Below are 25396 nucleotides of genomic sequence, written 5' to 3'. Positions count from 1 at the left end.
CTTGCCGGCGGTCGCGGATCTCAGTTGATGGTGATGCCGCTCTTCTTGACCACGTCCTGCCACTTCTGGATTTCCGCGCGGCGGAAGGACTCGAGCTCGGCCGGGCTGGAGCCCACCAGTTCGGCCCCGATGCCTTCGAGCTTGGCCTTGACCTCCGGATCCTTGAGCACGTCGGCCAGCGCGGCCGACATCTGGTCGATGATGGCCTTGGGGGTGCCTGCGGCCGCGAACACGGCGTTCCATTCGTAGGACGAGAAACCCGGCACGCCGGATTCGGCGATGGTGGGAATCTGCGGCAGCACCGCCGAGCGCTTGTCGCCGCCGACCGCGATGGGGCGCAGCTTGCCGTTCTGGATGTGGGTCCACGCCGACCCCAGGCTGGCGAACATGATGGGCACCTGGCCCGACATCACGTCCACCATGGCCGGGCCGCCGCCCTTGTAGGCGACATGGACGAGCGAGGTGCCGGCCATGACGTTGAACAGTTCGCCGGCCAGGTGCTGCGCCGAGCCGGGACCGGCCGAGGCGAAGTAGGCGGGGTTGGCGGACTTGCCGTTCCGGATCAGGTCCTGCACCGAGGCGATCTTGCCTTGCGGCGAGGTCACCAGCACGTTGGGCACGCGCAGCAGCAGCGAGACGGCGTCGAAGGCCTTGAGCGTGTCGAAGCTCATCTTGCTCTGCAGCGCCGGGTTCTGCGCGTGGTTGGAGGCGTCGAGCATGAAGGTGTAGCCATCGGGGGCGGAACGGGCCGCCGCGGCACCGCCTATCATGCCGCCTGCGCCGCCCTTGTTGTCGATGATGACGGACTGGCCGAGCCTGGCCGACAGCCTGGGGCCGATGATGCGGGCCACCGTGTCCACCGTGCCGCCGGGCGGATAGGTGACGATCAGGGTGACGGGTTTCTCGGGCCAGGCGGCGTGCGCGGCCGACAAGGGCAGGGCAAGGGCCAGGGCGGCCAGGACGGGGATGCGGATCATGGTGTCTCCTTAGAATGCAAAGCAGCGGCTCGGATTGGCCGCGAGGATGCGCAGGCGTAGATCGATGTCGTCGATCCAGTTGGCGAGTGCCTGATAGGTTTGCGCGTAGGTCACGCCGGGGTGTTGGGTATGGGGCCAGTCGCTGCCCCAGACCAGGCGCTCCGGCCCGGCATGTTCGACCAACAGACGCGCGGCCTGGCAGGCCGCCGGCCCGTCCGGCTCGGACCAGTTGCGATAGGCGCCCGAGAGCTTGACCCAGACGCCGTCATCGCGGGCGGCCTCGAGCAGCCACTGGAAACCGGGGTCGGCGGCGCCCGTCGCGGGCGCGGGTCGGCCGAAGTGGTCCACCACCACGCGGCATTGCGCCGCGCGCAGCGGGCCGACGATGGTGGCCAGGCGCACCGCCTCGACGTGGACTTCGACATGCCAGTCCAGCGCTCGCAGGCAGGCCAGCAGGCGGGGCCAGCCGCCGCGGTCCAGCACGGGCAGCGGCTGGCCGATCAGGTTCAGCCGGATACCGACGACGCCGCCGCGCGCCAGCCGCTCCAGTTCGTCCGGCGCCGCATGCTGGTCCACGACCGCCACGCCCCGCAGCCGGTTCGGCGCCTGGCGGATGGCGTCGAGCATGTAGCCGTTGTCCGTGCCCAGGAAGCTGGGCTGGATCAGTACGCCGGCCCGCAGCCCGTGGGCGTCCAGGTGCCCGAGATAGTCTTCCAGCAAGGCATCGGTTTCGGGCGCATAGCGCCGTCCCGGCGCCAGCGCCAGCGAACGGGCGAAGACATGGGCATGGGCGTCGATCAGCAGGGGCGCGGGGTTGGCCACGGAGGGCTCTCCAGAATCGTGTCCGGCCTGGGCGTCGTGCCGGAATCGGGCCGATTCTAGAAACGCTTGTTATATTTATCTATCCATTTTCGGATGTTTTGTTATAAGGTTTTGTGATGGATATCCGGCGCCTGGAAGAGTTCATCGCGGTCCTGGACTCGGGCAGCCTGAGCAAGGCGGCCGAACGGCTGGGGGTGGCCCAGCCGGCCCTGAGCCAATCCCTGGCGCGGCTCGAACGCGAACTGGGCGTCAAGCTGTTCCAGCGGTCGCGGCGCGGCGCCGAGCCCACGCCGGCGGCGCGCCAGATCGCCGAGGAAGTGCGGCGCGGCGTGTTCCGCATCGTCAACGCCATCGACGCGGCCCAGGCCATCGCGGCGGGCAGGGCGGGCGTGCTGCGCGTCGGCCTGGTTTCCAGCGCGCTCGTGGACATCCTGCCGCGTGCCCTGCGTACCCTGCGCGCCCAGGCGCCGGGCCTGCGCATCGTGCTGCGCGAAATGAGCAACGCCGAGCAGGCGCAGGCCTTGTCGCGCGGCGAGATCGACGTGGCGCTGGTGCACACGCCGGTGGCCCTGTCGGGGGTCATGCACGAGAAAGTGCTGATGCGCGAGCGCCTGGTGGCGGCCGTGCCGGCGGACTTGCTGCCCGGCGGCAAAGACAGGGTGACGATGGCCGACATCGCCCGTGCCGGCCTGGTGATGTTTCCGCATGCCCAGCTGCCGACCTTCTACGAGGCGGTGATGGATGCGTTCCGCAAGGAAGGCCTGGATGCCGACGTCGTGCAGGAGGCGAACCGGACCTTGACCGTGCTGGCCTGCGTGGCGGGCGGCTGCGGGATCGCGCTGCTGCCCAGCTGGATACGTTCGCTGGATTTCGCCGGGGTGCGCTATTGCGAGGTGGCGGACGGGACGCGGCTGCCCAGCTTCGACGTCAGTGCCATCTGGCCCAAGCGCTCCGTGGCCGGGCTGGCCGACGATTTCGTGCGCGCCTGTGGGGTCGGGCCGTGAAATCCGCGGCGTAGCGTCACAAAGCCGGCCGCTGTTTCGTCCTAATGGCATGGACAAGCACACATTCCCCGGGCCCGACGCGCTGGCCTCCAGTTTCGCCACCAGCTACGCCGGCGTGGTGGCCTTCATCGCGGTGGCCGCCGAAGGCAGTTTCGCCAGGGCGGGCGATCGCCTGGGCATCGGCCGGTCGGCGGTCAGCCGCAGCGTGCAGAAGCTGGAAGACCAGTTGGGGATCCGGCTGTTCGTGCGCACGACGCGCGCCACGTCGCTGACGCGGGAAGGCGAACGTTTCTACGAACATTGCCGGCCCGGCGTCGAGCATATCGTGCAGGCGCTGGACGAGATGCGGGAATTGCGGGAAGGGCCGCCCTCGGGCTTGCTGCGCATCAGCGCCACGGCGGGTTTCGGCCGCAAGGTCGTCGCGCCGCTGTTGAACGGCTTTCGCGCCGCCTATCCGGAGGTGTCGGTCGACCTGCTGCTGGACGACAGGCCCACGGATTTCACGGCGGACAGGGTGGATGTGTCGTTCCGCGATGGACGCATGGAGGACAGCCAAATCATCGCCCGGCGATTGATCCCCATGCCGATGCTGCTGTGCGCATCGCCCGACTATGCCGCACAGCGCGGGCTGCCGCGCGACCTCGACGAACTGGCCGGCCATCGATGCGTGAACTTTCGCCTGGCTTCCGGACGCGTGGCCGAGTGGGAATTCCAGGCGGGCGACCGCTTGCGCAAGTTCATGCCGCGGCCGCCGCAGGCGATGCTGGCCTTCAACGACGCGGACCTGGTGCTGCAAGCGGTGCTGGACGGGCAGGGGATCGCGCAGATGGCGGGCTACCAGGTCTGCGAGCACCTGCGCGCCGGCACGCTGCTGGCCTGCCTGCCGCATCATGCGCCGGACGATCGCGGCCATTACCTCTGCTATCTGAGCCGCCAGCACCTGCCGGCGCGCATGCGGGCCTTCATCGACTACATGACGGCGCGCATCCGCGCGTTGGATTTCCGGATTCCGGACCGCCCGGACCCGGCGGAGAGCCGGCTGGCCGCGCCGTGGAAACATGCGGCCTAGCCGGTGGCGCCGATGCTTCAGTCCAGCTTGGCCCGGTCCAGGCCATAGGCCTTGTCGGCCGAGCCCGGCGTGGTCCGGAAACCCACGTTCAGGCGGTTCCAGGCGTTGATCGCCATGATCGCGAAGCTCAGGTCCGAGATCTCCTTCTCCGACAGCTCGGCGCGGACCTGCTCGTAGACCTCGTCGGGCACGCCGTGCCCGGGCAGGCGGGTCAAGGCTTCGGTCCAGGCCAGAGCCGCCCGTTCGCGCGGCGAGAACAACGGGGACTCGCGCCAGACGGCGACGTGGTGCACGCGCAGTTCCCGCTCGCCGTCGATCTTGGCTTCCTTCACGTGCATGTCCAGGCAGAAGCCGCAGCCGTTCATTTGCGAGGCGCGGATATCGACCAGGTGCAGGATCGAGGCTTCGATGGTGCCGGATTTCTTGATCTGCATGCTGAATTCGACGAACTTCTTGAACAGCTCGGGCGATTGGGCGAGGGCATTGATGCGTTGGGTCATGATGTCTTCCTCGGTGGTGTGAGGCGTCGGTTGCGGAACGACTCCATCGTAGGCCCGCCGGGGCGGCGGCGGTAGCGCCGCGCCGGGGACCGCCGTGTTGCCTGTCCGGCACCAATGACCGGTACACTGCGCGTTGCCCAGTCCCGCCGACGACACGTATGCCTGATCCATCGCCCCGCAAGAAGCCACGCATCAAGCGCTCCGCCGGCCATCCCACGGAGAAAACCATGGTGGGGAAGGCCGCGATCATCGACACGGCGATCGCGCTGATGAAGACCAAGACGCCGCAGGAACTGAGCGTGCTCGAAATCGCCACGGCCGCCGGCGTCGACCCCGCCCTGATCCGCTATTACTTCACCAACAAACAGGGGCTGATGCGCGCCGCGGCCACGCACATCATGGACCAGCTCCAGGCCCGGAGCCAGGTCATGCTGGGCCAGGACGCGCCGCTGGAAGCGCGGATCCGCAAGCGCCTGGTGCTGCTGATCGAGGCGCTGAAGGACAATCCGCGCTTCCTGCAGCTCGTGCTCAACGAGATCTACAGCCATGCCGACACGCCCGAGCGCATGGACACGCTCCAGGGCGTGGCCGCGCGCGGGCTGGCCCTGAGCGAGGCGCTGCTGGTCGCGCGCGAGGGCGACCCGCCGCTCGATGCCATCGACCCGCGTTTCCTACATGTCGCTTTCCTGGGACTGTGCACGTTCTTCGTGGATGCCCAGCCCATGCTCAAGGTGCTGTTCAACGGCGAGCAGGGGGCCGAGGACCTGACCGGGCGCTACCTGGATTTCGCCACGCGCCTCATCATGCACGGCATCGTGAAGTAGGCGTTTTCGCTAGTCTGAAAATTCTTGACACCTTTTTTCGCGGTCGATAACCTGTTCTCTATTCCTAGTTTTAGGAATAGAGAACATCCAGCGCCAGCGCGGTTTCTGGCGGCCCCATCGCGAGGAAGATATGTCCGAATTCAATGTCCACCTGACCGGTTGGAAGGGGAACGAGCCCAGCCCGCACGCGGGCCAGGGCGTGGTGGAAGCGCCCGGCCAGGGAGTGAACCTTCGGTGGCAGAGCCGGGAGTCGGTCCCTACCGATTTCGAGAACGCGCTGGCCGACGCGATCGAAAGCGCCTATCTGGCCGGCGCCAGGACGCCACAGCAGTTCGCCGAGCACCTGAATGCGGCGGGCGTCGCCATGCCCTCGGGGCGGGACTGGAGCGCCGCCAGCCTGGAACAGGAAATGTCCCGCCTCGGCTATTGAGGCCCACGTCCACGAGGAAGCCACCATGAGCTTGCTGTCCGCCATAAGAGCCGCCGCCTGTATCGCCGCCGTGTCCCTGATGCTCCCGCAGGCGCGGGCGGAGAATCTCCGGGAAGTGACCTACCTGCTGCCGGCCCCGCCCAGCCTGCCTGCCTTCGCGCCGTGGATGATCGCGCAGCAGAAGGGCTACTACGCGCAAGAGGGGCTGAAGATCAATTTCGTGGTCGGCAAGGGCGGCGCCGACGTCGCCAAGCAGGTGGGCGCGGGCAATGCGCCGCTGGGCGGCGGCGTGGGCGACACGCCCATCATCGTCCGGCCCAACGGCGTGCCGGTCAAGGCGGTGGCGGTGCTGGGCGGGGCCTCGCTGATGCACCTGGCCATCAACCGCGCCGCCGTGCCGGGCGGCATCCCGGACCTGAAGGGCAAGACCATAGGCGCGATGTCCTACGCCGACACGACCTACTACGCGCTGCTGGGCATGCTGCGGGCCAACGGCCTGCCGAAGTCGGCGGTCGACATCCAGGCCAGCGGCCCCTCGGTCTGGCAGCTCTTCGCCGAGCAGAAGATTCCCGCGCTGGCCTCGGTGCCCGAATGGACGGTCAGCGCGCAGGAGGCCGGCGTGAAGGTCGAGCTCATTCCGGCGGACCGCTATTTCAAGAGCATGGCCCAGGCCATCCTGGCGTCCGACGAGACCATCCGCAAGGAACCCGAACTGATCCGCAAGTTCGTCAAGGCCACGCTGCGCGGCCTGGCCGACATCTCGCGCGATCCGGCCGCGGCCACGGCGGACTACGTCAAGGCGGTGCCCGCGTACCAGGGCAGGGAGAAATATGTGGAGTCCGTCCTGCGGCTGTACAACGCCACGGTCTACCAGGGCCAGCCCCGGTTGGGCGCCATCGACCCGGACCGCGTCGCCACGCTCCAGTCGTTCTACCTGAACGAAGGCATCATCTCGCGCGCGGTCCCGCTGAACGATTTGTTCACGAACGACTTCGTACCGGCGAAACAGTAGGAACACATCCATGAATCCCATCGTCCAGGACGGCCTGGCCCTTGCCGCCGCGACCCGCGTGGAAACCGGTCTGCGCAACCTCTGGTACCCCGTCACGCCCAGCTATGCGGTGCGCGACACCCCGCTGGGCATCACCCGGCTTTCCGAGAACATCGTGCTGTGGCGCGACCGCGCCGGCACCGTGCGCGCGGTCGAGGACCGCTGCCCGCATCGCGGCGCCCGCCTGTCGCTGGGCTGGAATCTGGGCGAGCGCATTGCCTGCTGGTACCACGGCGTGGAAGTCGATGGCGAAGGCACGGTGGCCGATGTGCCGGCGCTGGAAAGCAGCCAGCTCGTGGGCAGGAAATGCCTGCGGTCCTATCCGGTGGTCGAGTACGGCGGCGCCGTCTTCCTGTGGTTCGGGTCCATGGAGCATGGGCAGCCCAGGCCCTTCGCGCTGCCCGAGGAAATGACGAACGACGAATACTCGGGTTTCCTGTGCATGCAGAACTGGAAGTGCAATTACCGCTATGCCATCGACAACGTGATGGATCTCATGCATGGGACCTATCTGCATTCGAACTCGCATTCGATGGCCGAAGGCGACAAGAAGGCGGAGATGGTCATCCGCCATACCGACTGCGGCCTGGTCTTCGAGAAGGTGGGCCAGCGCGGCGTGAACTTCGACTGGGTCGAGTTCGGCCATACATCGTCGCTCTGGATCCGCCTGTCGGTTCCCTATCGCCCGCAATATGGCGGCGGCGAATTCTTCATCGTGGGGTTCGTCACGCCCGTCGACGACGGCAATTGCCAGGTCTACTTCTGGCGTATCCGCAAGTCCCAGGGTTTCGAACGCCACGTCTGGCGCTTCCTGTACCGCAATCGCCTGGAAGGCCTGCACTGGGACGTGCTGGAGCAGGATCGCGTCGTCATCGAAAGCCTGGCGCGCCACGCGCGCAGCCAGGAAAACCTTTATTCCCATGATCTCGGTCTCGTGCGGGTAAGGCGCGTGATGGAGAAGCTGGCCAGGGAGCAGGTCGAGGCGGAACACGCCGCGGCCGTCCGATGACCGGCGCCCACGAGTAGTCCCCCCGGGCGGGCCTGCCCGGTATTCTCCTTTCCACAGGAACGACCATGAAACTCGGACTTTCAGGGGGGCTCGCGCTCGCCCTCGTTTCCCTGCCTTGCCTGGCCCAGTCTTCCGCCGGCAGCGTCACCTTGTACGGTGCCATCGACACCGGTGTCGAATACATCACCCATGCCAGCGCGAGCGGCGGATCGGGCATGCGCATGCCCACGCTGACCGGCGGGCAACTGCCTTCGCGCTGGGGACTGCGCGGCAGCGAGGACCTGGGCAATGGCTGGCGCGGCATCTTCAACCTGGAAAGCGGATTCTTCGCCGACTCCGGCTCGTCCGGCCAGGCGGGACGCCTGTTCGGACGCACGGCCATCGTCGGCGTCGAGGGACCGTGGGGCAGTTTCACGCTGGGCCGCCAGTCGACCATGCTGACCTGGTCGCTGGCGGACGCCGATGTGATCGGACCGTCGGTGTTCAGCATGGCGAGCTTCGACAGCTACATCCCCAACGCGCGCGCCGACAACTCCCTGGCCTACCGGGGCAAGTTCGGCGGCCTGACCGTGGGCGCGACCTATTCCCTGGGCCGCGACACCTCGGCCGCGGGCAACTGTGGCGGCGAGCGTCCCGGGGACGCGCAGGCGTGCCGCGGGTGGTCCGGGCTGCTGAAGTACGACGGCGGCGGCTGGGGCGTGGCGGCCGCCATCGACGAGCAGCGCGGCGGGCCGGGCGCGGCGCCGGCGGTGGTGGTGCCGGGCGTGGCCGGGGTCGCGATCGCCTCGTCGGACAGCCGCGACCGGCGCTACATGGCCAACGGCTACGTGCACATCGCCGACCTCAAGCTGGGCGCCGGCTGGCTGCATCGCCGCATCGAGGGCAGCGCCGCCGATGTCTCGACCAACCTGTATTTCCTGGGCGCGACCTATCCGATAGGCAGCTGGACCCTGAACGCACAGGCCTCCCGCATGATCGCCAACGCCTACCAGGCCAAGGGCACGATGCTGGTCGGCCGCGCCAGCTACAGCTTCTCGAAGCGGACCGCCGCCTACGCCATGCTGGCCCATATGGGCAACAGCGGCGCGGGAGCGGTGTTCTCGGTGTCCAGCAGCAGCATCGTGCCGTGGTCGCCCAAGGCGGGGCAGGGGCAGGTGGGGGTGATGGTGGGGTTGCGGCATTCGTTCTAGGCGCCGGTCGAAAGGCGGTGCGTCGTCGTCGCGATAACGAAAACGTACCGCTCGCATAGCAAAAATGTTCTGGATGCCTTCTGGGGTCCGTCATCTAATGGCGGACATCGACCCTGCCAGGACGAAGCAATTGATCGATATTTCGCAGCACCCGGATTACGCCTTCTTCCACGAACGCGGTTTCGCCGTGCGGCTGGGGTTCGGCCGGCGGCCCGCGCTGATGGTGGTGGACCTGACCAACGGCTTCACCGATCCGTCGCGTCCGCTGGGCGCCGATCTCTCGGCCCAGGTCGCCGCCACCAACGCCTTGCTGGACGTCGCCGCCGGGAAGGGCGTGCCGGTCATCTTCACCTGCGTGCGCTACGACGATCCGCAGATGCGCGACGCGGGGCTGTGGGCGATCAAGCAGAAGGGAACGATGTCCCTGGCGGCCGAGGGCGACGGCCACCACGTCGATGCGCGGCTGCATCGCCGGGAGCACGACATCGTGTTGGTCAAGAAATACGCGTCGTGTTTCTTCGGCACCGATCTCGCGTCCCGGTTGCAGAACCTGGGTGTCGATACGCTGATCCTGACGGGCACGTCCACCAGCGGCTGCGTGCGCGCCACCGCCGTGGACGCCTGCCAACTGGGGTTCCGCCCCATGGTGGTGCAGGAAGGCGTGGGCGACCGCTCGGCCGCGGCGCACGCGCAAAGCCTGTTCGATCTCGACACCAAATACGGCGACGTGGTCGGCCTGGAGGAAACGCTGGCCTACCTGCGGGGGCTGGCCTAGAAGGGCGGCGCCTGGGGCCCGGACCGGAGACTGTCGCGTCGGTATGAGATGATCGGGCTTTGTCAGGCCTTGCCCGAAGGAATCCCATGACCAGCACGCTCGCCATCGTCGTTTCCCTGGCGTTGTTGATGTACCTGGCCTATCGCGGCGTGACCGTGCTGCTGCTGGCGCCGCTGATGGGCGCGCTGGCGGTGGTGCTGTCCGGGGACGCGGCATTGCTGCTGCCCATCTATACCGGCACGTTCATGACCGCCCTGAGCGGCTACGTGCTGCAGTTCCTGCCCATTTTCCTGCTGGGCTCGCTGTTTGGCCAACTGATGGCCGACTCGGGGGCCGCCAATACGCTGTCGCGCTGGATCGTCGCCAGCGTGGGCGAGAAGCACGCCATCGTCACCGTGGTGCTGGCCTGCGCGCTGCTGACTTATGGCGGCGTGTCCCTGTTCGTGGTGGCCTTCGCGATCTACCCGGTCGCGGTCGACCTGTTCAGGGCGGCGCGGATACCCAAGCGGCTGATCCCCGCCACGATCGCGCTGGGCGCCTTCACCTTCACCATGACCGCCTTGCCCGGCACGCCCGCCATCCAGAACGCCATTCCCATCCCGTACTTCGGCACCAACGTCTTCGCCGCGCCCGGCCTGGGCATCATCGCGGCCGCGATCATGTTCGGCGGCGGCACCTGGTGGCTGCGGCGCCGCGCCGCGGCCGCCCATGCCGCGGGGGAAGGCTACGGCGACCACGACGACGCGCGGGAGGGCACGCCGGCGGAGGCGGAGCAGGACGCCCGGTGGTCGGTCATGCCCGTGCCGCTGGCCTTGCTGCCGCTGCTGCTGGTGGTGGGGATCAACGCCTTGTTCACCTACGTGGTGTTCCCAGCGGTGGATTTCTCGTTCCTGGCCCAGCGCTTTCCCGATCTGGCGCCGCAGAAGATCGTCGGCCTGTGGGCGCTGATCATCGCGCTGGCCACGGCCTGCACGGCGCTGGTGCTGCTGCGGCTCAAGCATTGGAGCAACCTGAAGAACACCATCAACCAGGGCGTGTTCGGGTTCATGCTGCCATTGTTCAACACGGCATCCGAGGTCGGCTACGGCGCGATCATCGCGGGCCTGGCGGGGTTCGCCATCATCCGCGACGCGGTGCTGAACGTGGCGCCGGGCAATCCGCTGATCTCCGAGGCGGTGGCGATGAACGTGCTGGCGGGCATCACCGGTTCGTCCTCGGGCGGCTTGAGCATCGCCTTGCAGACGCTGGGACAGGACTACCTGCGCATGGCCCACGAGGCGGGCATCAGCGCCGAGCTGATGCACCGCGTGGCCGTGATGGCCGCCGGCGGCATGGACACCTTGCCGCACTGCGGCGCCATCATCACGCTCCTGGCCATCTGCAAGCTGACGCACCGGCAGTCGTATGGAGACATCGCCGCGGTGACGATCCTTTTTCCGCTGCCGGCGCTGGTGCTGGTCATCGCGCTGGGGACGATGTTCGGCGGGTTCTGAGGCGGGGGCTCAGAACTTGTACTTCAGGCTGACCGTGACGTTGCGCGGCGCGCCGTAGGTAAGCTGGCTGTAGGCCGCGAACATGCCGTAGTACCGCTTGTCGAACAGGTTGTTGATGTTCAACTGCGCGGTCATCTGCTTGTTGATCTCGTAGCGCGCCATCAGGCCGACCAGGGCGTAGTCCTTCTGCTCGACCTTCTCGACCGTGCCCAGCGGGTTCGTCGCGTGCGTGTAGGTCTTGCCCTGCCAGCTCAGGCCGCCGCCCAGCGTCAGCCCGCTCCATGCGCCCGGCAGGCGGTAGGTGGTGAACAGGCGGAACAGCCGGCGCGGGTACAGGCTGTTCACGTCCGTGCCGTCGGCGGCCTTGGCCCGGAAGTGCGTGTAGCCGGCGCTCAGGTTCCAGTTGGGGGCCAGTTCGCCCGCGACTTCCAGTTCGAAGCCCTTGCTGGTCGCGCCATCCACGGCGCGATAGGCGGTCTCGGGCGGGTTGGTCCCGGGCACGGTGTCGGTGGTCTGCTGCGCCAGGTTGTTCTGCTTGATGTGGAACACCGACGCGGAGGCATTCACCCGGCCATCCAGGAACTCGCCCTTGATGCCCGTTTCCATGGCCTTGCCCTTGACCGGGTCGAGGTAGCGGCCGGTCACGTCGCGCGCGTTCTGGGGCAGGAAGATGTCGGTGTAGCTGGCGTAGAGCGAGTACTGGTCGTTCAGGTCGTAGATCACGCCGGCGTAGGGCGTCAGCTCGTTGTCGCTCTTGACCTCGTAGGCGCCGCTGTAGGCCACGTCGCCTTTTTTCCGGTAGTTCGTCATCCGGGCGCCAAGGATCACCTTGAGCGGATCGGTCACATTGAAGCGCGCGACGCCGTAGATGGCCTGCTGGGTGGTGGTGCCGTTCTCGTAGAAGGTGGGAGCGCCCCAGCTGGGTTCCGGGAAGGTGCCGTTCCAGGCGTTGAAGTCCGGTGCGAGGCCGCCCGCTGGATTGGCCGCGCGGGCATCGGCGTTGAACTTCTGGTTGGCGTAGACGTAGCCGAAGGCCAGTTGGTGCTTGCGGCCCAGCAGTTCGAACGGGCCGTCGGCCTGCACGGCCACGTCGTCCTGCGTCGTCTTCACGTCATAGGAGCCGGCGAAGGTGGTCATGCCCAGGCCGGTCGTCCGATCGGGCGCGCCCGACAGGTAGAGCAGGTAGGAGTCGGCCTTGCGCTCGCTGCGGTTGTAGCTGAGCTTGACCCGCCAGTCGTTGTCGAAGCGGTGCTGCAGCGAGGCGAAATAGGTCTGGTAGGTCGTGTCCCAGCGCGTCCAGTCGGCCGCCGCGCTCTTGGAGCGGTCCCAGTTGGTGGGCGTGCCGTCGCTGTACCACAGCGGCAGGCCTCCCCACATCGGGCCGCGGGCCTTGTTCTTCTGGTAGCTCAGGCCGGCCGTGAGCAGGGTGTTGCTGGTCAGGTCGGCTTCCAGCGTGGCGAACAGCGTCTGGTTCTTGTTGCTGAGCCGATCGACCCAGCTGTCCCGCTCCGCGTGTTCGCCCACCACGCGCAGCCGCACCGTCTTGGCCGTATTGACGGGAGTGGACAGGTCGACCATGCCACGGCGCTGGTTCCAACTGCCCAGGTCCAGTTCCGCGGCGCCGGTGAATTCCTTGCTGCCGGCCCGCTTGCGGACCATGTTGACGGCCGCGGAGGGGTTGCCCGAGCCGGTGGTCAGCCCGGTTGCGCCGCGCACGATTTCCACGCGGTCATACGTCACCAGGCTGCTGAAGATCTCGCCCGAGCTCCAGGGCTGGTCCCAGGTGGTCGGCACGCCGTCGATCATCAGGGCGTTGATGTCGAAGCCGCGGGCGTTGAACTGGGCGCGATGGGTCTCGTACTGGTTCACCGAGACGCCCGTGGTGTTGTTCAGCACGTCGGTGATGGTTTGCAGCCGCTGGTCTTCGAAGCGCTGCTGCGTGACTACCGTCACGGATTGAGGCGTGTCGCGCAGGCTCAGGCCCAGCGGAGTGGCGGTGCGGGAGGGGCCCGTCGTGGTGTACGACCCGGTGCCTTCAGTGGTGGCCGAGTCTTCGCCCTGGGGGGCGGCGTTGACCTTGATTTCCGGCAGCACGGCTGGTGCGTCCTGCGCCGACGCGTACAGCGGAAGGGCTGCGGCCATGCACAGGCTGAGTCGCTTGAGTTGAACGGATACGGCTGGGCGGGCTGCCATTTTCTCCCTCATGATGGTCGGTCTGCATTGAACGGGCGCACAAGATCCGGAGGCGAACGGCCGTGGCGGCACGTCGCCAGCGTCGGCGCTGGAAAACCGGATTCCCCCTTGCGAATTATGAATGATAATTGTTTTTATTTGTACTTGTGTTTACTTTTTATTCGAATGTTTGCTAGAGGCAACAGTGGTGTTCCCGTCCGGCGGGGGCGGGCGATCAGGCGTTTCTAGTTCATTTGCCGCAATGGCGCCTGGCGGGATCGCAGCCATCCGCATGCGGATGCCACTGGACGAATTCGGCGTCCTGCATGGCGCGCGGGCTTTGCGCCACGAAAAGCACCAGCCGCCGGCCATCGGTGAAATACGGATCGCCGGCCAGGTTGGCGCGAGGCTGCGCCTGGCTGGCCTCGCCCACGCCGTCGACGTAGCCCCAGCGTGCCACGTTGCTGGTCATCAGCATGTCCTGCAGCAGGTAGTCGCGGGCTTCGTCCACGTCGGGATCGATCACGTGCGTCGTCAGCGTGGGGGAGCGGGTGGTGACCTTCACGCCGATGTCGCGGCTGATCTGGCCAGCCCAGACCGGCACGCCGTCCACCTGCAACGGTGTCAGCCAAAGACGCAGATGATTGCGCTGCGAGATGCTGGCCCGCGCGCGCTGCATGGAGAAATCCTGTGGACGGCCAGCGAAATGCAGCGCGCTGACCGGCGACGTGCGATAGCTGCCGCCGAAGGCAAACACGCCGATCATGCGGCCGACGCTGGACGCGTTGATGGTCTCGGTGAAATCCCATCCCGCCCGGACCAGCGCGACCAGCACGTCATGCTCGGACCCGACCATCACCAGGTTCAGCGGATCGCCTTGCTCGCTGCCCTGGGCATTGGTGGTGCAGCAGGGGAGCTTCTGCAAGGCGGAGCCCAGCGAAGCCAGGTCGACCCGGACCCGGCGCTCCGGCTGATAAAGCCGCTCGGGATCGATGGTCTGGTAGTCGAAGCCGCCGCCAGGCAGTTCCCTGGCGAAGTCGAAGCGCAGCACATGCCGGGCCCCCAGCAGCTCGACGTTGACCAACTTGATGCCCCGCGTGACATTGGTGTAGACGAAACCGCTGACCGTTTGGCCGGGCGGAACATGCACCTTGATCTGGCGCGCGGTCAACTGGCGTTCGATCTGCGCCGCCGATGCGCCGCCCGAGCCCGAGTGGAAAAGATAGGCGGCCTCGCGCGCGGAGTAGAAGTCGCGATCCATGAACACCGGCATGAACCAGTAGGGAAGCGTGCTGCGGTTCTCGATCCTGACCCAGACGGGTTGCACGCCATGCTCGGCCAGGGGCAGTCCGAAGCTGGCTGCGCTTTCCTCGTCGCGCAGCGCCGCGACGCTGACGGTGACCTGGCCGCGTGTCATCGCCTGGCGATTCGCGCGATCCAGGTAGCTTCGTTCCGCCTGGGACGGATCCATGGAAGAGGCAGCCTGGGAGTCTTTCGGGGAGGCGGCCGGACCGGCGCAGGCGGACAGCAGGGACAGGGCGAGCGCGCCGAGCAGGGCACGCGCCGAGGCGGCCGCACCGTCCATCCATCGGGTATCAAGGGCGCTGGGCTTGTTCATGGTCCCCCTTCGCATCGATAGGGGGCACCGCGCGATCACCCCCACTGCGCCAAGCTGGTGGCAAAAGCATCAATGATGCCGCAAAACCATTTCATAACCTTGCCGATTTTCAAATAACGATCATTTTTTATGTTGGCCTGGCCCACCTTGACCGTGACAGAAGTGCGGCCGGGTTGCCGCGGAGCATTGCAGCCGCTGCTCATGCTCCAGCAGCCATTGCTTGCGGGCCAGGCCACCGCCGTAGCCGGTCAACGCCCCATCCTTGCCCACGACCCGGTGGCAAGGGACGACGATCGCCACCCGGTTGGCGCCATTGGCGCCCGCCACCGCGCGCACGGCCTGCGGCCTGCCCATCTTCGCCGCCTGCTCGGCATAGCTGGCGGTGTGGCCATAGGGAATGGCTTGCAGCGCCCGCCACACAGACTGCTGGAACTCGCTGCCCGGGGTATCGAGCAGCAGATCGAACCGCTGCCGCACGCCCGCGAAATACTCGCCGATCTCGCGCTCGGCCTGCCGCGTATGCGCGTTCTCGCCCGCCAGGATGCGCGCCCGCAGCAGCCGTTGCAGGTCCTTGAACTCGGTCTCCAGCATCCGGCGATCCACGAACTCCAGCAGGCAGAGGCCGCGCTCACTGGCGCAGGCGAACATCGGGCCCAGCGGCGTGGTGAAGCGATGGATCAACAACACGCTGGCCTCGGCCGTAGGCGCGCCGCCGGTCAGCTTCTTGACGGTGTAGCCAAAGCCGCTGAGCGACTCGTAGCCGTTGTCCAGCGCGGCGTCGGTGGCACGGCGGCCGGTCTTCAATTCCTCCAGCGCCGTATTGATGCGCAGCGAACGCTGGAACGCCTGGAAGCTCATGCGGTGGTGCCGCTGGAACCAGCGCCGGATCCGCTCGGGGCTCAGCCCGCGCTGCCTGAGCTGCCAATCGCTCAGTCGCTCCTTGGGATGCCGGCGCACCCAGTCGACAGCCTCGGCCACTTCCGGCGGCGCGGCATGGGCGTTCTCGGTCGGCCTGCATACCTTGCAAGGCCGGTAGCCGGCATCCAGCGCTTCCTTGAAGTCGGTATAGAACACCACGTTCTCGCGCTTGGGCTTGCGTGCGCGGCAGGTGGCGATGCAGAACACGCCGGTGGTTCTTACGCCGACATAGAAGATGCCTACGTGATCGGCGGCGCGGTCGAGCAGGGCGCGGTAGTAGGTGTCGATTTGCCGGTTGTCGGTGATCAGCATGGTCGGAGGGCGGCTTGTCTGAATGGCGCCAGTATGGAGTTTGGCCCGGGCGCGTCACAACCGAAAAATGGACGAGTATTTCTTATTGTCCGGAAGCAGGGGGTCAATCAGGCTTCGTCCACAATACTGCCCACCGCAGCAAGGAGCTCTGGATCGCTTTCGATGGCTTCGCAGACCAAATCGATCAGGTGCTGGTAGTCGGGGTCCAGGGTCAGCGAGTCGTCGCCGAACTGATGCTGCAGGATCGCGGCGATTGTGGCCCGGTGAAGCTGGCGCTCCTGGGCGCCGGAAGATTTGAGCTGCTTGATCTTCTGGCCGACGACCTGTTTGAGGTCCTGGGCAGGCGCCTGTTGCGTGGCGGAGCGGCCCTCCGGCTTTTTTGCCGCCGTATCGGTATTTGCCAGGCGACGCCGTAGGATGTGCGCGACTTGGTTGAGTTTCGACAACGAGTCCATGGGAAGTCCCGGCGATCAGTGCTTCGTGGCGTTGTCCCAGTAGCCGGATAGTAGCAGATGGGTGGAGGGGCCGGACTCATGCTGATCCTGCCGCGGAAGCGCCGCTTTCAGCTTTTCCACGATCAGGCCGATGTCGTGATTCAGCTCAGGATGCTGGGTGTTGAGTTGCACGCCTCGCTGCAGGTGGTCCAGGGCGACCGTCATGTCGTCGTTCAGGAGGGCCATGAGACCACTGGCGAATACCTTCAGCCCTTCCTGGCTGCCTGGAAAACCCGCAAGAGGAGAAAGCGTGGCGCGAGCAGCTTCCGCGCTTCCGCATGTCAATTGCAGAAGACCAAGCTGGAATCGATAGATGTCCGTTTCCGGGGAGAGACCGACCGCTTTGATCATTTCCAGTTCCGCTCCGGCATAGTCCCGGTCGCTGGCCATGACCGATCCGAGCAGAAAATGCAGTCGGGCATCGGATTCCCAGGTTTTCAAGGCGTTCGTCAGCTGTTCCCGCGCATCGGGGGAATCCGCGCGCATCGCGTCGAGAATACGGGCGAGAGTCTGGTCGTCGCAAAGCAGTCCGGGGTTCATGGGTAGCCTTTATCGGGTAATGGATAGCGCGGCAGAGGGCGGGAGGCTCTTCTTCAGTCCGTTCAGGGCGCTGCGATGGAGTTGGGAGATTCGTCCTTTCGACAGCCCCATGGCGGCGGCAATGCTCTCGAACGCCAGCCCGTAATAGTAGTGATACAGGATGACCCGTTTCTCGTTGGCGGGCAATCGGTCGACCTGGGCACGGAGCTTGTCCTGGCTTTGCTTCCAGGCCGCCGTGCGATAGGCGTTCATGTCGCCATGCGCGGAGTCCGAGGAGACCCACATCCTGGTGTCCTCGAGCATGAATCCAATCGCCATGCCTGTCGCCACGTCGCAAAGCTGCGAGAACGCGTCCTTTTTCGTCGAACCCGCCGCCGGGTCCTTCAGGGAAGCGAGGCGGTCCTTCTTGATTCGGGACCGTAGAAAGACCTGCTCTTGACCGTCAGTAAGACGCGAGATGCCATTCAGGATATTTCCTTCGATACGGGCGAAGCTGAATGTCCGAAAGGAGGCTTCCCGGTGCGGATCGAAGACGTCTATGGCTTCCAGGAGGCCGATGCAGCCCAGTTGATACAGATCCTGGAAGTCGATGTCGTCGTACTGGCGCCTGGCATAGACCCGTGCGGTAATGGTCTTCGCATGGGCAAGGTAATGCAGGAAAACGGCTTCCCGGGCCTCGGACGATCGGGTGAGGTGAAATGCCTGCCAGAGCTCGGCTTCCGTGGTTGGAGCCTCGTCGGGAAGAGCGGGGCGGTCGGCGTCCGAGGGAAGGGAGTTCATCGGAAGCTGCCGAGCAGTCCTCTCAGGATCAGGCCCCATCCGTCGATCAGGACGAACATCAGAACCTTCAAGGGGAGCGCGATGGTAGCGGGAGGGACCATCAGCATGCCCAGCGACAGCAGAATGCTCGACACCACCAGATCGATGAGCAGAAAGGGCAGCAGGACGACGAAACCTATCTGGAATGCCACGCGGAATTCGTTCAGGATGAACGCGGGCGTCAATTGAAACAGGCTGACCTGGTCAGGGCTTTCGGGAAGTGGTTTCTTGGAAAGCTCGTACATCAGCTTGAGATCGTTGTCCCCGATCTGGGCCAACATGAAATCCCGGATCGGCGCAGAGCCTTTGTCCAAGGCCTCCTGGACCGATATCGTTCCTGCCAGCAGTGGTTGAAGGGCCTGTTGGTTGAGTTTTTCAAGAGGCGTCATCATGACGAAGGCCGTCATGAACAAGGCCAGGCCGATCAGCACGGGAGTCGGAGGCGTCTCCGGCATGCCGAAGGCGTGGCGGATCATGGCGAGAACGATCACGATACGGACGAAAGCCGTCATCGTGACGATGAAAGCGGGCCCCAGGCTGAGAAACGTCAGGAGCAGGACGATGCGTATCGGGTCCGACAGGGTGCCTGACAACATGTTCGACACCGGGTTCGCCTGTGCCGCATGGGCAAACAGCGGCAGGCCGCCAAGCATGCATGTCAGAAGAAGGATGGGAGCGCAGGATCTAGCCGAGCTCATTGGCCGCTCCTTGGTGCCCGCCATCCAGCGGAAGCAATTGGGCCGAGCCGCCTGCACCCGCCAGGAGAAGAAACCGCTGGCCGTCGCATTCGAGCAGGTGCAGCCGCTGCCGAGGTCCCAGTGGCAAAGATTCGACGAGCCGTAAACGCCGCAGCGCCGGCCTGCCGGCGGTGCCCGGCCGGAAGCGCCGCAGGACGGCGAGCGCGACCAACACGAGAAGGCAGAGCCCGACGCCCAGACCGAACCGGGCATAGTTGATAGGCGACTCGGGGTTGCCCGCCAGCTCCGCGTGGGCGGAAGACATGATGGCCAATTGCGCGACCATCGTGTAGAACCTGTATTGCTTCAACTAGTTCACCACTGACTTGATGCGGAGTCCAAAGTTGGCGTCTATGGCCACGATTTCCGCATAGGCCACCACTTTCTGATTGAGGCGCACTTCTATGGGCGAGGTCAGGGCGGTGGTCAGGCCAAGCTGGCTGCCGGGCCGCAATGCCAGGAGGTCTTTCACTTGGAGCTCGGCACGTCCGAGGACGGCCTCCAGCGTTACCGGCACGTCGTCGATGATGCTGGCCGATGGTCCTGAAGAGCCCTGGTCCGATGGGGCGGAAGACGGCTCGGGAAAGACGACGGAAGCGATCGTGGCGAAGGGTTCTGATTTCATGATCGTGATGAAAGGCTGTCAATTTCCAACGAGAAGGCTCCGTTGGATTGCTTGATATGTGCGGTACCGAATTCGACCTTTCGTTTTCCGGCAAGGAGTCGAAGGCCGGCGGGTTGTTCCAGGTGTGTATCGAGACGAATGATGTCGCCTGCCTCGAGGCTCTTCAGTTCCCCTAAAGTCAGAACGGCGGTTCCAAGGAGGGCCTCGATGCCGACGGGCACGCCATCCAGCGCCTCGCGAATCGGAGTGGATGGAGGAGTCTCGGCCGGGGGCTGCGTTCCCGAGAGCAGTTGCAAGGCCTGTTGAACGCCGACCTCGAGGTCGATGGAAGCATCACCTGCAAGCAGGCAAAGCTGGAACTGAACGATGCCTGGCAAGCCGGATGAGGACTGCGTCATGTCGCCAAAGCGTTGGCGCAATATTTTCACCAGTTCGGTGGAAATGGCTGCGCACAGCGTTTCGACGATTTGCCGGGCCAGCTCTTGGGCTGGCCTGGCCTCCGTATTCAATGCCGCCTGGCAAAGTAAACGAGCCGAGGTTTCATTGATACGCACGCCGAGGCCGGTATGCTGATCTTGCCCCGAAATAGGTGTCATCGCCGAGTCTGGCAGATAGACACCTTCTGAAACGGCCAGGATGTCGCGTCCGAACCAGCGCTGCTCCCAATCTTCCAGCGCTGTGCGAACAAGACGCTGGAGTTGATCGAGATCCTTGGAGCCGAGCGGACGCCAGGGGTAGGCGGTCATGTTATCGGCGACCCTGCAGATCGAACAATTGCTGGATCATTTCGTTGGCCATGTTCAAGACCTGCGACGAGGCCTGGAAGCCGCGCTGGACAAGAATCAACTCTCCGAATTCACCCGATAGATCCACGTTCGAGGCCTCCTGGGATTTGCCGGTCACGGTGCCGACGCCGTCCTGCCCGCTTTTCAGCAAACGGTATCGGGCTTCGTCGGGAGCCTTGAACTGACTGTTCCCGGCCAGTCGCAATTGGGACGGGTCGGAGAAGTCCGCGACAGCAACCACGCCCAGGGATGTTTTCTGGGCATTGCTGTAGTTGATGATCAGTTCGCCGTTTTCATCCACCGAGATGAACGAAATTTCTCCAGTCCCGTAACCGTCCTTGCTGCCGACTTTCAGGCTGGAGGTCGTACCGGTGGACAGGTGCGTGATGGCACTGAAGTCGAAGCTGACGGTGTGGGCAGCGGTACCCGAGCCGATGTCGACATCGATGGTTTCGCTGCCAGGCGCGATGAGGCTGCCGATGAACGAAATCTCGAATTCCTTGATCGTGCTTCCAGCGGAGTCCTTGACGACGACGTTCCATTTTCCCGGATGATCCGCACCCTTGGCGGTGAACGTCACGTTCAGGGTCTTCTTGGCCCCGCCTTCGTCGTAGGTGTCGATGCCGGAAATCGTATGGGTTTCCGCGGTCGAGGAGAGATTGTCGGCAAAACTGATCTTGGTGGTGGCCTGGGGCTGGCTGATATTCCTGCCGTCGATGGAGGCGCCGATGATCCGGCCATCCTTGAGAAGCCCCAGCTGATATCCCGATTCGCGCTCGACGATGGTTCCCGAAGCCGACTGCTGGAAGCGGCCGGTCCGTACATAGACCTGCTCACCGGCGTGTCGCAGGACCAGGAAGCCCCGGCCATTGAGTGCAAGGTCAAGCTGCTCCTCGGACGGCCGCAGATCTCCCTGGGAAAAGTTGATGCGGGAATGGGAGTAAGTGACGCCGTTGCCTGATTGGCTGTTTCCCCCCGCGGAGCCCAAGGGAGGGCGATCCAGGTAGAACAGTTCGCTGAACCTGGGGTCCGACGACTTGAACCCGGCGGTATTCAGGTTCGCAACGTTGTTGCTGACGGTCTGCAAACCTTCCGAGTAGGCCTTCAGTCCGCTCAAGCCTGTATAGACAGCATTCAACATGGCAGGTCCTACCTTACAGATTCAATCTGTGACAACAACACGTTGGGAAGGAATTGATCGTCACCCATCTTCAGGGTCAATTCAGGTTGGCCGTTCTTGAACGATATGCTCTGTACGATCCCAGTTTGCGAGCCGGTGGTTCCCGATATATCGACAGTCCTGCCCAGCAGGCCGATGGCCTGGGTGGATCCCTGGATGCTCAGCAGCGTATCGACCTTTTCGCTGATCTGGCGGGATTGCTCCAGCGACGTGAATTGGGCGAGTTGCGAAATGAACTCGAAATTCTCGACCGGCTTCAGGGGATCCTGGTACCGGAACCAGTCGGTGCGGGCGACGACGCAGTACGTCTACAACGGCCTGAATGCCGTGGTGCAGGAAACCAAGCTCGGGGCGGGCGATGCGGACCGTGTGTCCACCTTTACCTACGATGCGGGGTTGCTGAAGACGCAGAACATTGCTGGGGTGGTGACGACATACGACTACGATGCGACCGGAAACATCACCCGTGTGTCGATCGATCGCAGCGACGCCGACGGCGCCGTGCGTAACGAGGCCGAGCTGATCAAATACGATGCGATGAACCGGGAGGTGCTACGCGCCTCGACCTGGAAAACCCCCAGCCAGACGACCTGGATCACCACCCTAGTCAAGGAGGTCCGCTACAACAAATACGGCGAGATCACTGGCCGGCGGAGCGCCGCCACAGCAGGCGTGGCCGCTACGCCATGGCAGGAGTACGCGGACTACGACAGCGCGGGCAGCCTATCCTTGGTGGCCGGCTCAGACAACAAGGCTTACACGGGTAATGGCTGGCGCGTGGACCGGACTGGCCTCTACGTACGCCTGGCCGACGCGGTCGATTTCTTCGATCTGCGTAAGTCGCTCGATTCTGCAACGGCCGAGCACGCCTATCGCGTGAAGGTCACCTACAAGAACACGAATGGCAGCACGGTTTCACAGAACCTATATGCCTCGTCAGTTCTTGGCAAGGTGACCTGGAACCTGTCTGGTGTGAACTTGGCGCAGCCCATCGATATCGGCTTGTTCAGCACGACGGACCAATCGCTGGGTGAGTTGACCGGCGCCATCACCGGGCAGCAACCTGTACTACAACACCATGGGGCTGCTGACGCGCAAGCTGCAGCCTAGCGTGAGCTACACGACCGCCACCGGCTTACAAGCCAGCATCCGGCCCGATACCTATTACTACTACGACCTGCTCGGTCAGCTGGTGGGGGTTCGGGATGCCAATACCAACGTCAATACCCAGGCGTGGCGGACCGGCCCCGACGGCAAGAGCATGGTCGTCCAGGAATGGCATGCGGACCTCGGGGTGAAGAAATTCGGCTTCGACGTGTTTGGCAACCGCCGCTACAGCATCGACGAGGAAGACCGCCGAACCGACTACACCTACGATGCCCAGGGCCAGTTGATCCTGGTGGAACGGCCGGTCGATCCCAACAAGGGCAATGCCCGCAGCACCGAACGCTACGAATACGACCAGTTGGGATATCGCATTGCCAGCGTCGACGCGCTTGGCAATCGGACAAAAACCTATTACGACGTGGCCAACCGCGTCACCCGCTTCGTCTCCCCGCAAGGGCGGGCGACGATGAACTACGCCTATACCTACGACAGCACGCTGGTCGGGATCGACGGCACGGTGGCTGGCGGATGGGTGCGAACGACGACGAATGCCGCCAATCTCTACACGACCGACAAGCTGGATGTTTTCGACCGAGTCCTGAGCCACCGGGACTTCGGGGGCCATCAGTTCACCTATACCTACAACAAGGCGGGATTGATCAGTAGCCAGCAGGGAACCAGCGGCCAGTCGATCAGCTATGCGTATTACGGCAATGGCCTACTGGCGTCCGTGACCGACAACGGCGCCCATACGACGTCGACCTATCAGTACGATAAGGACGGCAACCGAACCCGTGAAATGTATGCCGTCGCCGGCGGAACGCCGCTTCAAAATGCGGTGATCCAATACGATGCGCTGAATCGTGTCACGTCCATCTCGGGTGGCGACTACGAGATCAGCTATGAGTACGACGCGGTGGGCAACCGCCGCCGCGTCTACAGCAAGTACACGGACGGCCTGGGCAACACCAACGTCGAGCAGGACTACTGGTACGCCTATGACGCGATGAACCGGTTCAAGGTCACGATGGGACAACTGGCCGGGGCGCGGGGCGGAGCGTCGACCACCATCGTGGCGGGTACGACAGGAGACGGCGTCCAGATCGTGTACGACAAGGCAGGCCAGCGCCAATCGGCGATCTACGCAGGCAACAGCCAGACGCCGGCGCATACGGAAAACTACGCCTATGACGCGAACGGCTACTTGACCACCGTAACCATCGGTGGGGTCGTGCGTGCCGAGCGGGTCAACGACGCGGCCGGACGTGTCGTGCGCTATATCGAACGCAACGAGAGCAACAGCGTGCGCACGGATGTGACGCGTACCTGGGACGCGGATGGCCTGCAAACAGGAGAAACCGACAACCAGACTGGACGCACGACCCAATACCACTATTCCGCTGACGGCACCTTGGAAACGGTCGCCACGCAAGGAGGCGGTTCGGCCAGCACCACGACCACCTATACCTATGAGTGGTGGGATTCGGCCAAGCAGAAGGAAATAAAGACCGGCGCGGGATGGGGGGACGGATTCTCCAGATTTACCTATGACGTCAATGGCAATCTGAAAAGCGCGACCGACGTGGTGGGCAAACGTGAGTTCAGATACCTGGTTGATGGCGACGGACAGGTCCTGCGGCGCGATGAGTACCTGGGGGCCGATACTAATCCCGTCACGGGTGAACTGGAAAGTGCGCGTGGAAACCGCTCTCACTCCTACTACTACCTGGGTGGTCACCGCGTCGGCAACGTCGGCAACGATGGCGTTGAACGGGTGGATTATGCCCAGGAGCTGTCGCGGACGACGCCCGAGCAGACCAAGGCTGAGGACTACTACAAGCGATTCAAGCCGTCGGCGGGCGCGGATTTCGACGAAAACTACATGCCGATCAACAGTACCTACCCGGGTGCTTCAGCGGCGGCCTATACGGTGCGCAGCGGGGATACGCTGCGCAGCATCGCCACTTCGTTGTGGGGCGATGCGTCGCTGTGGTGGATGCTAGCCGATGCGAACGGTTTGAGCGGTGACGATGCCTTGGTTGCGGGCACAGTGCTGCGGGTGCCGAACAAGGTCACGAACGTGCACAACACGTCGGAGACCTATCGGCCGTATGACCCGGGCAAGGCGCTGGGGAATACCAGTCCGACGTTGCCCGAGCCGCCTCCGCCGCCGGGGCGGGGTGGGTGTGGCGGGATGGGGCAGATCCTGTCAGTGGTCGTGGCGGTGGTTGCGACGATTTACACGGCAGGGCTTGCCGCTTCAGTGCTCGCACCAGGTATGGCGGTGGGAGCTGGAGCGACGGCAGCAACGGCCGGCGCCATGGCAAGTGGCGCAGCGGCGTTGGCCGGCGGTAGCTTGGCGTCCGCTGCAATCGGTGGCGCAGTGGGAGCTTTGGCAGGACAAGTCACGGCAATGGCGACAGGCGTACAGGATAAGTTCAGTTGGACTGGTGTTGCTCTAGGGGCTGTTGGAGCAGGGGTGACAGCCGGGCTGGGTCAGGCTGGGTTGGTCAAGGCGGTAGCGAGTGCGTTCGGGAACAGCGCTACTGCTACGCAGGCAGCACTGGGCGGAATGCGATCGGCAGCCACACAAGGCATCGGGGTTGTGACGGGGCTGCAGTCCAGTTTCGACTGGAAAGGTGTAGCCGCTTCAGCCATTGCAGGGGGTGTTGCCCAGCAGGTAGGTGGCGTGTGGGCTGAGGGCTACGGTAGCGCGGAGTATATGACGCGTGGTTTGGCGGCAGGGATGACTAGTGCACTGGTACGAGGGCAGAGTCTAAGCCGGAATATCGGCAATATTGCGTTCGATGTGATTGGTGCAACTGTGGGTAATGCTCTTGCCGAGAATTTGTCTCAGATCAAACCCGGAGATAATGACCGTCAGGCAGATCTGGTGACGTCAGAAATTCAACGAATCTCGCGGGAAATGCGTAAAGAGTCTGAGT

General features: G+C 64.6%; 26 protein-coding genes. 11 read left to right on the top strand and 15 right to left on the bottom strand.

Annotated features, from left to right (window positions below):
- Positions 1-20: 20 nt before the first annotated feature.
- Both N5K27_RS27215 and N5K27_RS27210 read right to left on the bottom strand, forming a co-directional pair.
- Positions 21-977, bottom strand: a complete 957-nt coding sequence (locus N5K27_RS27215) for a tripartite tricarboxylate transporter substrate binding protein (RefSeq protein WP_279820646.1) — start codon at positions 975-977, stop codon at positions 21-23.
- 9 nt (positions 978-986) lie between these two features.
- Positions 987-1799 carry an amidohydrolase family protein gene (locus tag N5K27_RS27210; protein WP_132980329.1) on the bottom strand — a complete coding sequence of 271 codons (813 nt, stop codon included), beginning with the start codon at positions 1797-1799 and terminating at the stop codon, positions 987-989.
- A 116-nt stretch (positions 1800-1915) separates the two neighbouring features.
- Here N5K27_RS27210 and N5K27_RS27205 point away from each other — a divergent pair, with 116 nt between their 5' ends.
- Both N5K27_RS27205 and N5K27_RS27200 read left to right on the top strand, forming a co-directional pair.
- Complete coding sequence (locus N5K27_RS27205) at positions 1916-2803, top strand: LysR family transcriptional regulator (RefSeq protein WP_132980328.1); 888 nt, start codon at positions 1916-1918, stop codon at positions 2801-2803.
- 49 nt (positions 2804-2852) lie between these two features.
- The gene (locus N5K27_RS27200; RefSeq protein ID WP_279820644.1) at positions 2853-3872 is read left to right on the top strand and encodes a LysR family transcriptional regulator; all 1020 of its coding nucleotides are present in this window, start codon (positions 2853-2855) and stop codon (positions 3870-3872) included.
- A gap of 17 nt (positions 3873-3889) precedes the next feature.
- On the opposite strand, the gene N5K27_RS27195 is transcribed toward N5K27_RS27200, so the two are convergent.
- The gene (locus N5K27_RS27195) at positions 3890-4372 is read right to left on the bottom strand and encodes a carboxymuconolactone decarboxylase family protein (protein WP_087841169.1); all 483 of its coding nucleotides are present in this window, start codon (positions 4370-4372) and stop codon (positions 3890-3892) included.
- A gap of 158 nt (positions 4373-4530) precedes the next feature.
- On the opposite strand from N5K27_RS27195, the gene N5K27_RS27190 reads away from it, so the two are divergent.
- The 7 genes from N5K27_RS27190 to N5K27_RS27160 all read left to right on the top strand — a co-directional run bounded on the left by N5K27_RS27190 (position 4531) and on the right by N5K27_RS27160 (position 11144).
- The gene (locus N5K27_RS27190) at positions 4531-5196 is read left to right on the top strand and encodes a TetR/AcrR family transcriptional regulator (RefSeq protein WP_132980325.1); all 666 of its coding nucleotides are present in this window, start codon (positions 4531-4533) and stop codon (positions 5194-5196) included.
- A 130-nt stretch (positions 5197-5326) separates the two neighbouring features.
- The gene (locus N5K27_RS27185) at positions 5327-5626 is read left to right on the top strand and encodes a recombinase-like helix-turn-helix domain-containing protein (protein ID WP_087841171.1); all 300 of its coding nucleotides are present in this window, start codon (positions 5327-5329) and stop codon (positions 5624-5626) included.
- Between the two features lie 25 nt (positions 5627-5651).
- Entirely contained in the window at positions 5652-6638 is a 987-nt protein-coding gene (locus N5K27_RS27180) for an ABC transporter substrate-binding protein (protein WP_279820640.1), read from the top strand.
- Between the two features lie 10 nt (positions 6639-6648).
- Positions 6649-7686, top strand: a complete 1038-nt coding sequence (locus N5K27_RS27175; protein ID WP_279820638.1) for an aromatic ring-hydroxylating dioxygenase subunit alpha — start codon at positions 6649-6651, stop codon at positions 7684-7686.
- A 65-nt stretch (positions 7687-7751) separates the two neighbouring features.
- Positions 7752-8876, top strand: coding sequence for a porin (locus N5K27_RS27170; protein ID WP_279820636.1), 1125 nt, complete (start codon positions 7752-7754; stop codon positions 8874-8876).
- Between the two features lie 130 nt (positions 8877-9006).
- Positions 9007-9651: an isochorismatase family protein gene (locus N5K27_RS27165; protein ID WP_254914675.1), complete on the top strand. Its 645-nt coding sequence runs from the start codon at positions 9007-9009 to the stop codon at positions 9649-9651.
- Positions 9652-9737: 86 nt separating this feature from the next.
- Positions 9738-11144 (top strand): GntP family permease, encoded by a 1407-nt coding sequence (locus N5K27_RS27160; protein WP_279820634.1) that lies wholly within the window; start codon positions 9738-9740, stop codon positions 11142-11144.
- 9 nt (positions 11145-11153) lie between these two features.
- Here the strand turns inward: N5K27_RS27160 and fhuE are convergent, their stop codons facing one another.
- From fhuE to N5K27_RS27100, 12 genes are all read right to left on the bottom strand, one after another.
- The gene (gene fhuE, locus N5K27_RS27155; RefSeq protein ID WP_279820632.1) at positions 11154-13337 is read right to left on the bottom strand and encodes a ferric-rhodotorulic acid/ferric-coprogen receptor FhuE; all 2184 of its coding nucleotides are present in this window, start codon (positions 13335-13337) and stop codon (positions 11154-11156) included.
- Positions 13338-13566: 229 nt separating this feature from the next.
- Positions 13567-14934: an LssY C-terminal domain-containing protein gene (locus N5K27_RS27150; RefSeq protein ID WP_165963270.1), complete on the bottom strand. Its 1368-nt coding sequence runs from the start codon at positions 14932-14934 to the stop codon at positions 13567-13569.
- A gap of 120 nt (positions 14935-15054) precedes the next feature.
- A complete protein-coding gene (locus N5K27_RS27145; protein ID WP_279820630.1) occupies positions 15055-16164 on the bottom strand; it encodes a bifunctional transcriptional activator/DNA repair protein Ada in 1110 nt (369 codons plus the stop codon).
- Positions 16165-16271: 107 nt separating this feature from the next.
- Positions 16272-16619, bottom strand: a complete 348-nt coding sequence (locus N5K27_RS27140; protein WP_279820628.1) for a hypothetical protein — start codon at positions 16617-16619, stop codon at positions 16272-16274.
- A 15-nt stretch (positions 16620-16634) separates the two neighbouring features.
- Positions 16635-17198 carry a hypothetical protein gene (locus N5K27_RS27135; protein ID WP_279820626.1) on the bottom strand — a complete coding sequence of 188 codons (564 nt, stop codon included), beginning with the start codon at positions 17196-17198 and terminating at the stop codon, positions 16635-16637.
- 9 nt (positions 17199-17207) lie between these two features.
- Positions 17208-17978 carry a sigma-70 family RNA polymerase sigma factor gene (locus N5K27_RS27130; RefSeq protein WP_279820624.1) on the bottom strand — a complete coding sequence of 257 codons (771 nt, stop codon included), beginning with the start codon at positions 17976-17978 and terminating at the stop codon, positions 17208-17210.
- Positions 17975-18670 (bottom strand): flagellar type III secretion system pore protein FliP, encoded by a 696-nt coding sequence (gene fliP / locus N5K27_RS27125; RefSeq protein WP_279820622.1) that lies wholly within the window; start codon positions 18668-18670, stop codon positions 17975-17977. Before fliP ends, N5K27_RS27130 begins: the two co-directional genes overlap by 4 nt.
- A gap of 31 nt (positions 18671-18701) precedes the next feature.
- Positions 18702-19064, bottom strand: coding sequence for a flagellar biosynthetic protein FliO (locus N5K27_RS27120; RefSeq protein WP_279820620.1), 363 nt, complete (start codon positions 19062-19064; stop codon positions 18702-18704).
- Positions 19065-19379: a FliM/FliN family flagellar motor switch protein gene (locus N5K27_RS27115; protein ID WP_279820618.1), complete on the bottom strand. Its 315-nt coding sequence runs from the start codon at positions 19377-19379 to the stop codon at positions 19065-19067.
- The gene (locus N5K27_RS27110; RefSeq protein ID WP_279820617.1) at positions 19376-20125 is read right to left on the bottom strand and encodes a FliM/FliN family flagellar motor C-terminal domain-containing protein; all 750 of its coding nucleotides are present in this window, start codon (positions 20123-20125) and stop codon (positions 19376-19378) included. The genes N5K27_RS27115 and N5K27_RS27110 overlap by 4 nt, the downstream gene beginning before the upstream one ends.
- Position 20126: 1 nt before the next feature.
- Positions 20127-21305 carry a flagellar hook-basal body complex protein gene (locus N5K27_RS27105; protein ID WP_279820615.1) on the bottom strand — a complete coding sequence of 393 codons (1179 nt, stop codon included), beginning with the start codon at positions 21303-21305 and terminating at the stop codon, positions 20127-20129.
- A gap of 8 nt (positions 21306-21313) precedes the next feature.
- A complete protein-coding gene (locus N5K27_RS27100) occupies positions 21314-21577 on the bottom strand; it encodes a hypothetical protein (protein ID WP_279820663.1) in 264 nt (87 codons plus the stop codon).
- On the opposite strand from N5K27_RS27100, the gene N5K27_RS27095 reads away from it, so the two are divergent.
- A complete protein-coding gene (locus N5K27_RS27095; RefSeq protein ID WP_279820613.1) occupies positions 21501-22454 on the top strand; it encodes a hypothetical protein in 954 nt (317 codons plus the stop codon). The two genes, N5K27_RS27100 and N5K27_RS27095, sit on opposite strands and share 77 nt — an antisense overlap.
- Position 22455: 1 nt before the next feature.
- Positions 22456-25396 (top strand): LysM peptidoglycan-binding domain-containing protein (locus tag N5K27_RS27090; protein WP_279820611.1); only part of this gene is annotated, 2941 nt, incomplete at its 3' end.

The sequence above is a fragment of the Pigmentiphaga sp. GD03639 genome (assembly GCF_029845405.1).
Taxonomy (GTDB): Bacteria; Pseudomonadota; Gammaproteobacteria; order Burkholderiales; family Burkholderiaceae_B; genus Pigmentiphaga; species Pigmentiphaga daeguensis.
The sequence above is the reverse complement of the archived record's forward strand: the minus strand, read 5'-3'. Positions and strand labels throughout refer to the sequence as shown.

Coding starts and splice junctions, on each gene's coding strand:
- N5K27_RS27180 (WP_279820640.1), top strand. CDS start 5,652: ATGAGCTTGCTGTCCGCCATAAGAGCCGCCGCCTGTATCGCCGCCGTG.
- fhuE (WP_279820632.1), bottom strand. CDS start 13,337: ATGGCAGCCCGCCCAGCCGTATCCGTTCAACTCAAGCGACTCAGCCTG.
- N5K27_RS27175 (WP_279820638.1), top strand. CDS start 6,649: ATGAATCCCATCGTCCAGGACGGCCTGGCCCTTGCCGCCGCGACCCGC.
- N5K27_RS27195 (WP_087841169.1), bottom strand. CDS start 4,372: ATGACCCAACGCATCAATGCCCTCGCCCAATCGCCCGAGCTGTTCAAG.
- N5K27_RS27190 (WP_132980325.1), top strand. CDS start 4,531: ATGCCTGATCCATCGCCCCGCAAGAAGCCACGCATCAAGCGCTCCGCC.
- N5K27_RS27115 (WP_279820618.1), bottom strand. CDS start 19,379: ATGAAATCAGAACCCTTCGCCACGATCGCTTCCGTCGTCTTTCCCGAG.
- N5K27_RS27160 (WP_279820634.1), top strand. CDS start 9,738: ATGACCAGCACGCTCGCCATCGTCGTTTCCCTGGCGTTGTTGATGTAC.
- N5K27_RS27150 (WP_165963270.1), bottom strand. CDS start 14,934: ATGAACAAGCCCAGCGCCCTTGATACCCGATGGATGGACGGTGCGGCC.
- fliP (WP_279820622.1), bottom strand. CDS start 18,670: ATGCTTGGCGGCCTGCCGCTGTTTGCCCATGCGGCACAGGCGAACCCG.
- N5K27_RS27105 (WP_279820615.1), bottom strand. CDS start 21,305: ATGTTGAATGCTGTCTATACAGGCTTGAGCGGACTGAAGGCCTACTCG.
- N5K27_RS27145 (WP_279820630.1), bottom strand. CDS start 16,164: ATGCTGATCACCGACAACCGGCAAATCGACACCTACTACCGCGCCCTG.
- N5K27_RS27215 (WP_279820646.1), bottom strand. CDS start 977: ATGATCCGCATCCCCGTCCTGGCCGCCCTGGCCCTTGCCCTGCCCTTG.
- N5K27_RS27095 (WP_279820613.1), top strand. CDS start 21,501: ATGCTCAGCAGCGTATCGACCTTTTCGCTGATCTGGCGGGATTGCTCC.
- N5K27_RS27200 (WP_279820644.1), top strand. CDS start 2,853: ATGGACAAGCACACATTCCCCGGGCCCGACGCGCTGGCCTCCAGTTTC.
- N5K27_RS27110 (WP_279820617.1), bottom strand. CDS start 20,125: ATGACCGCCTACCCCTGGCGTCCGCTCGGCTCCAAGGATCTCGATCAA.
- N5K27_RS27130 (WP_279820624.1), bottom strand. CDS start 17,978: ATGAACTCCCTTCCCTCGGACGCCGACCGCCCCGCTCTTCCCGACGAG.
- N5K27_RS27140 (WP_279820628.1), bottom strand. CDS start 16,619: ATGGACTCGTTGTCGAAACTCAACCAAGTCGCGCACATCCTACGGCGT.
- N5K27_RS27135 (WP_279820626.1), bottom strand. CDS start 17,198: ATGAACCCCGGACTGCTTTGCGACGACCAGACTCTCGCCCGTATTCTC.
- N5K27_RS27170 (WP_279820636.1), top strand. CDS start 7,752: ATGAAACTCGGACTTTCAGGGGGGCTCGCGCTCGCCCTCGTTTCCCTG.
- N5K27_RS27185 (WP_087841171.1), top strand. CDS start 5,327: ATGTCCGAATTCAATGTCCACCTGACCGGTTGGAAGGGGAACGAGCCC.
- N5K27_RS27205 (WP_132980328.1), top strand. CDS start 1,916: ATGGATATCCGGCGCCTGGAAGAGTTCATCGCGGTCCTGGACTCGGGC.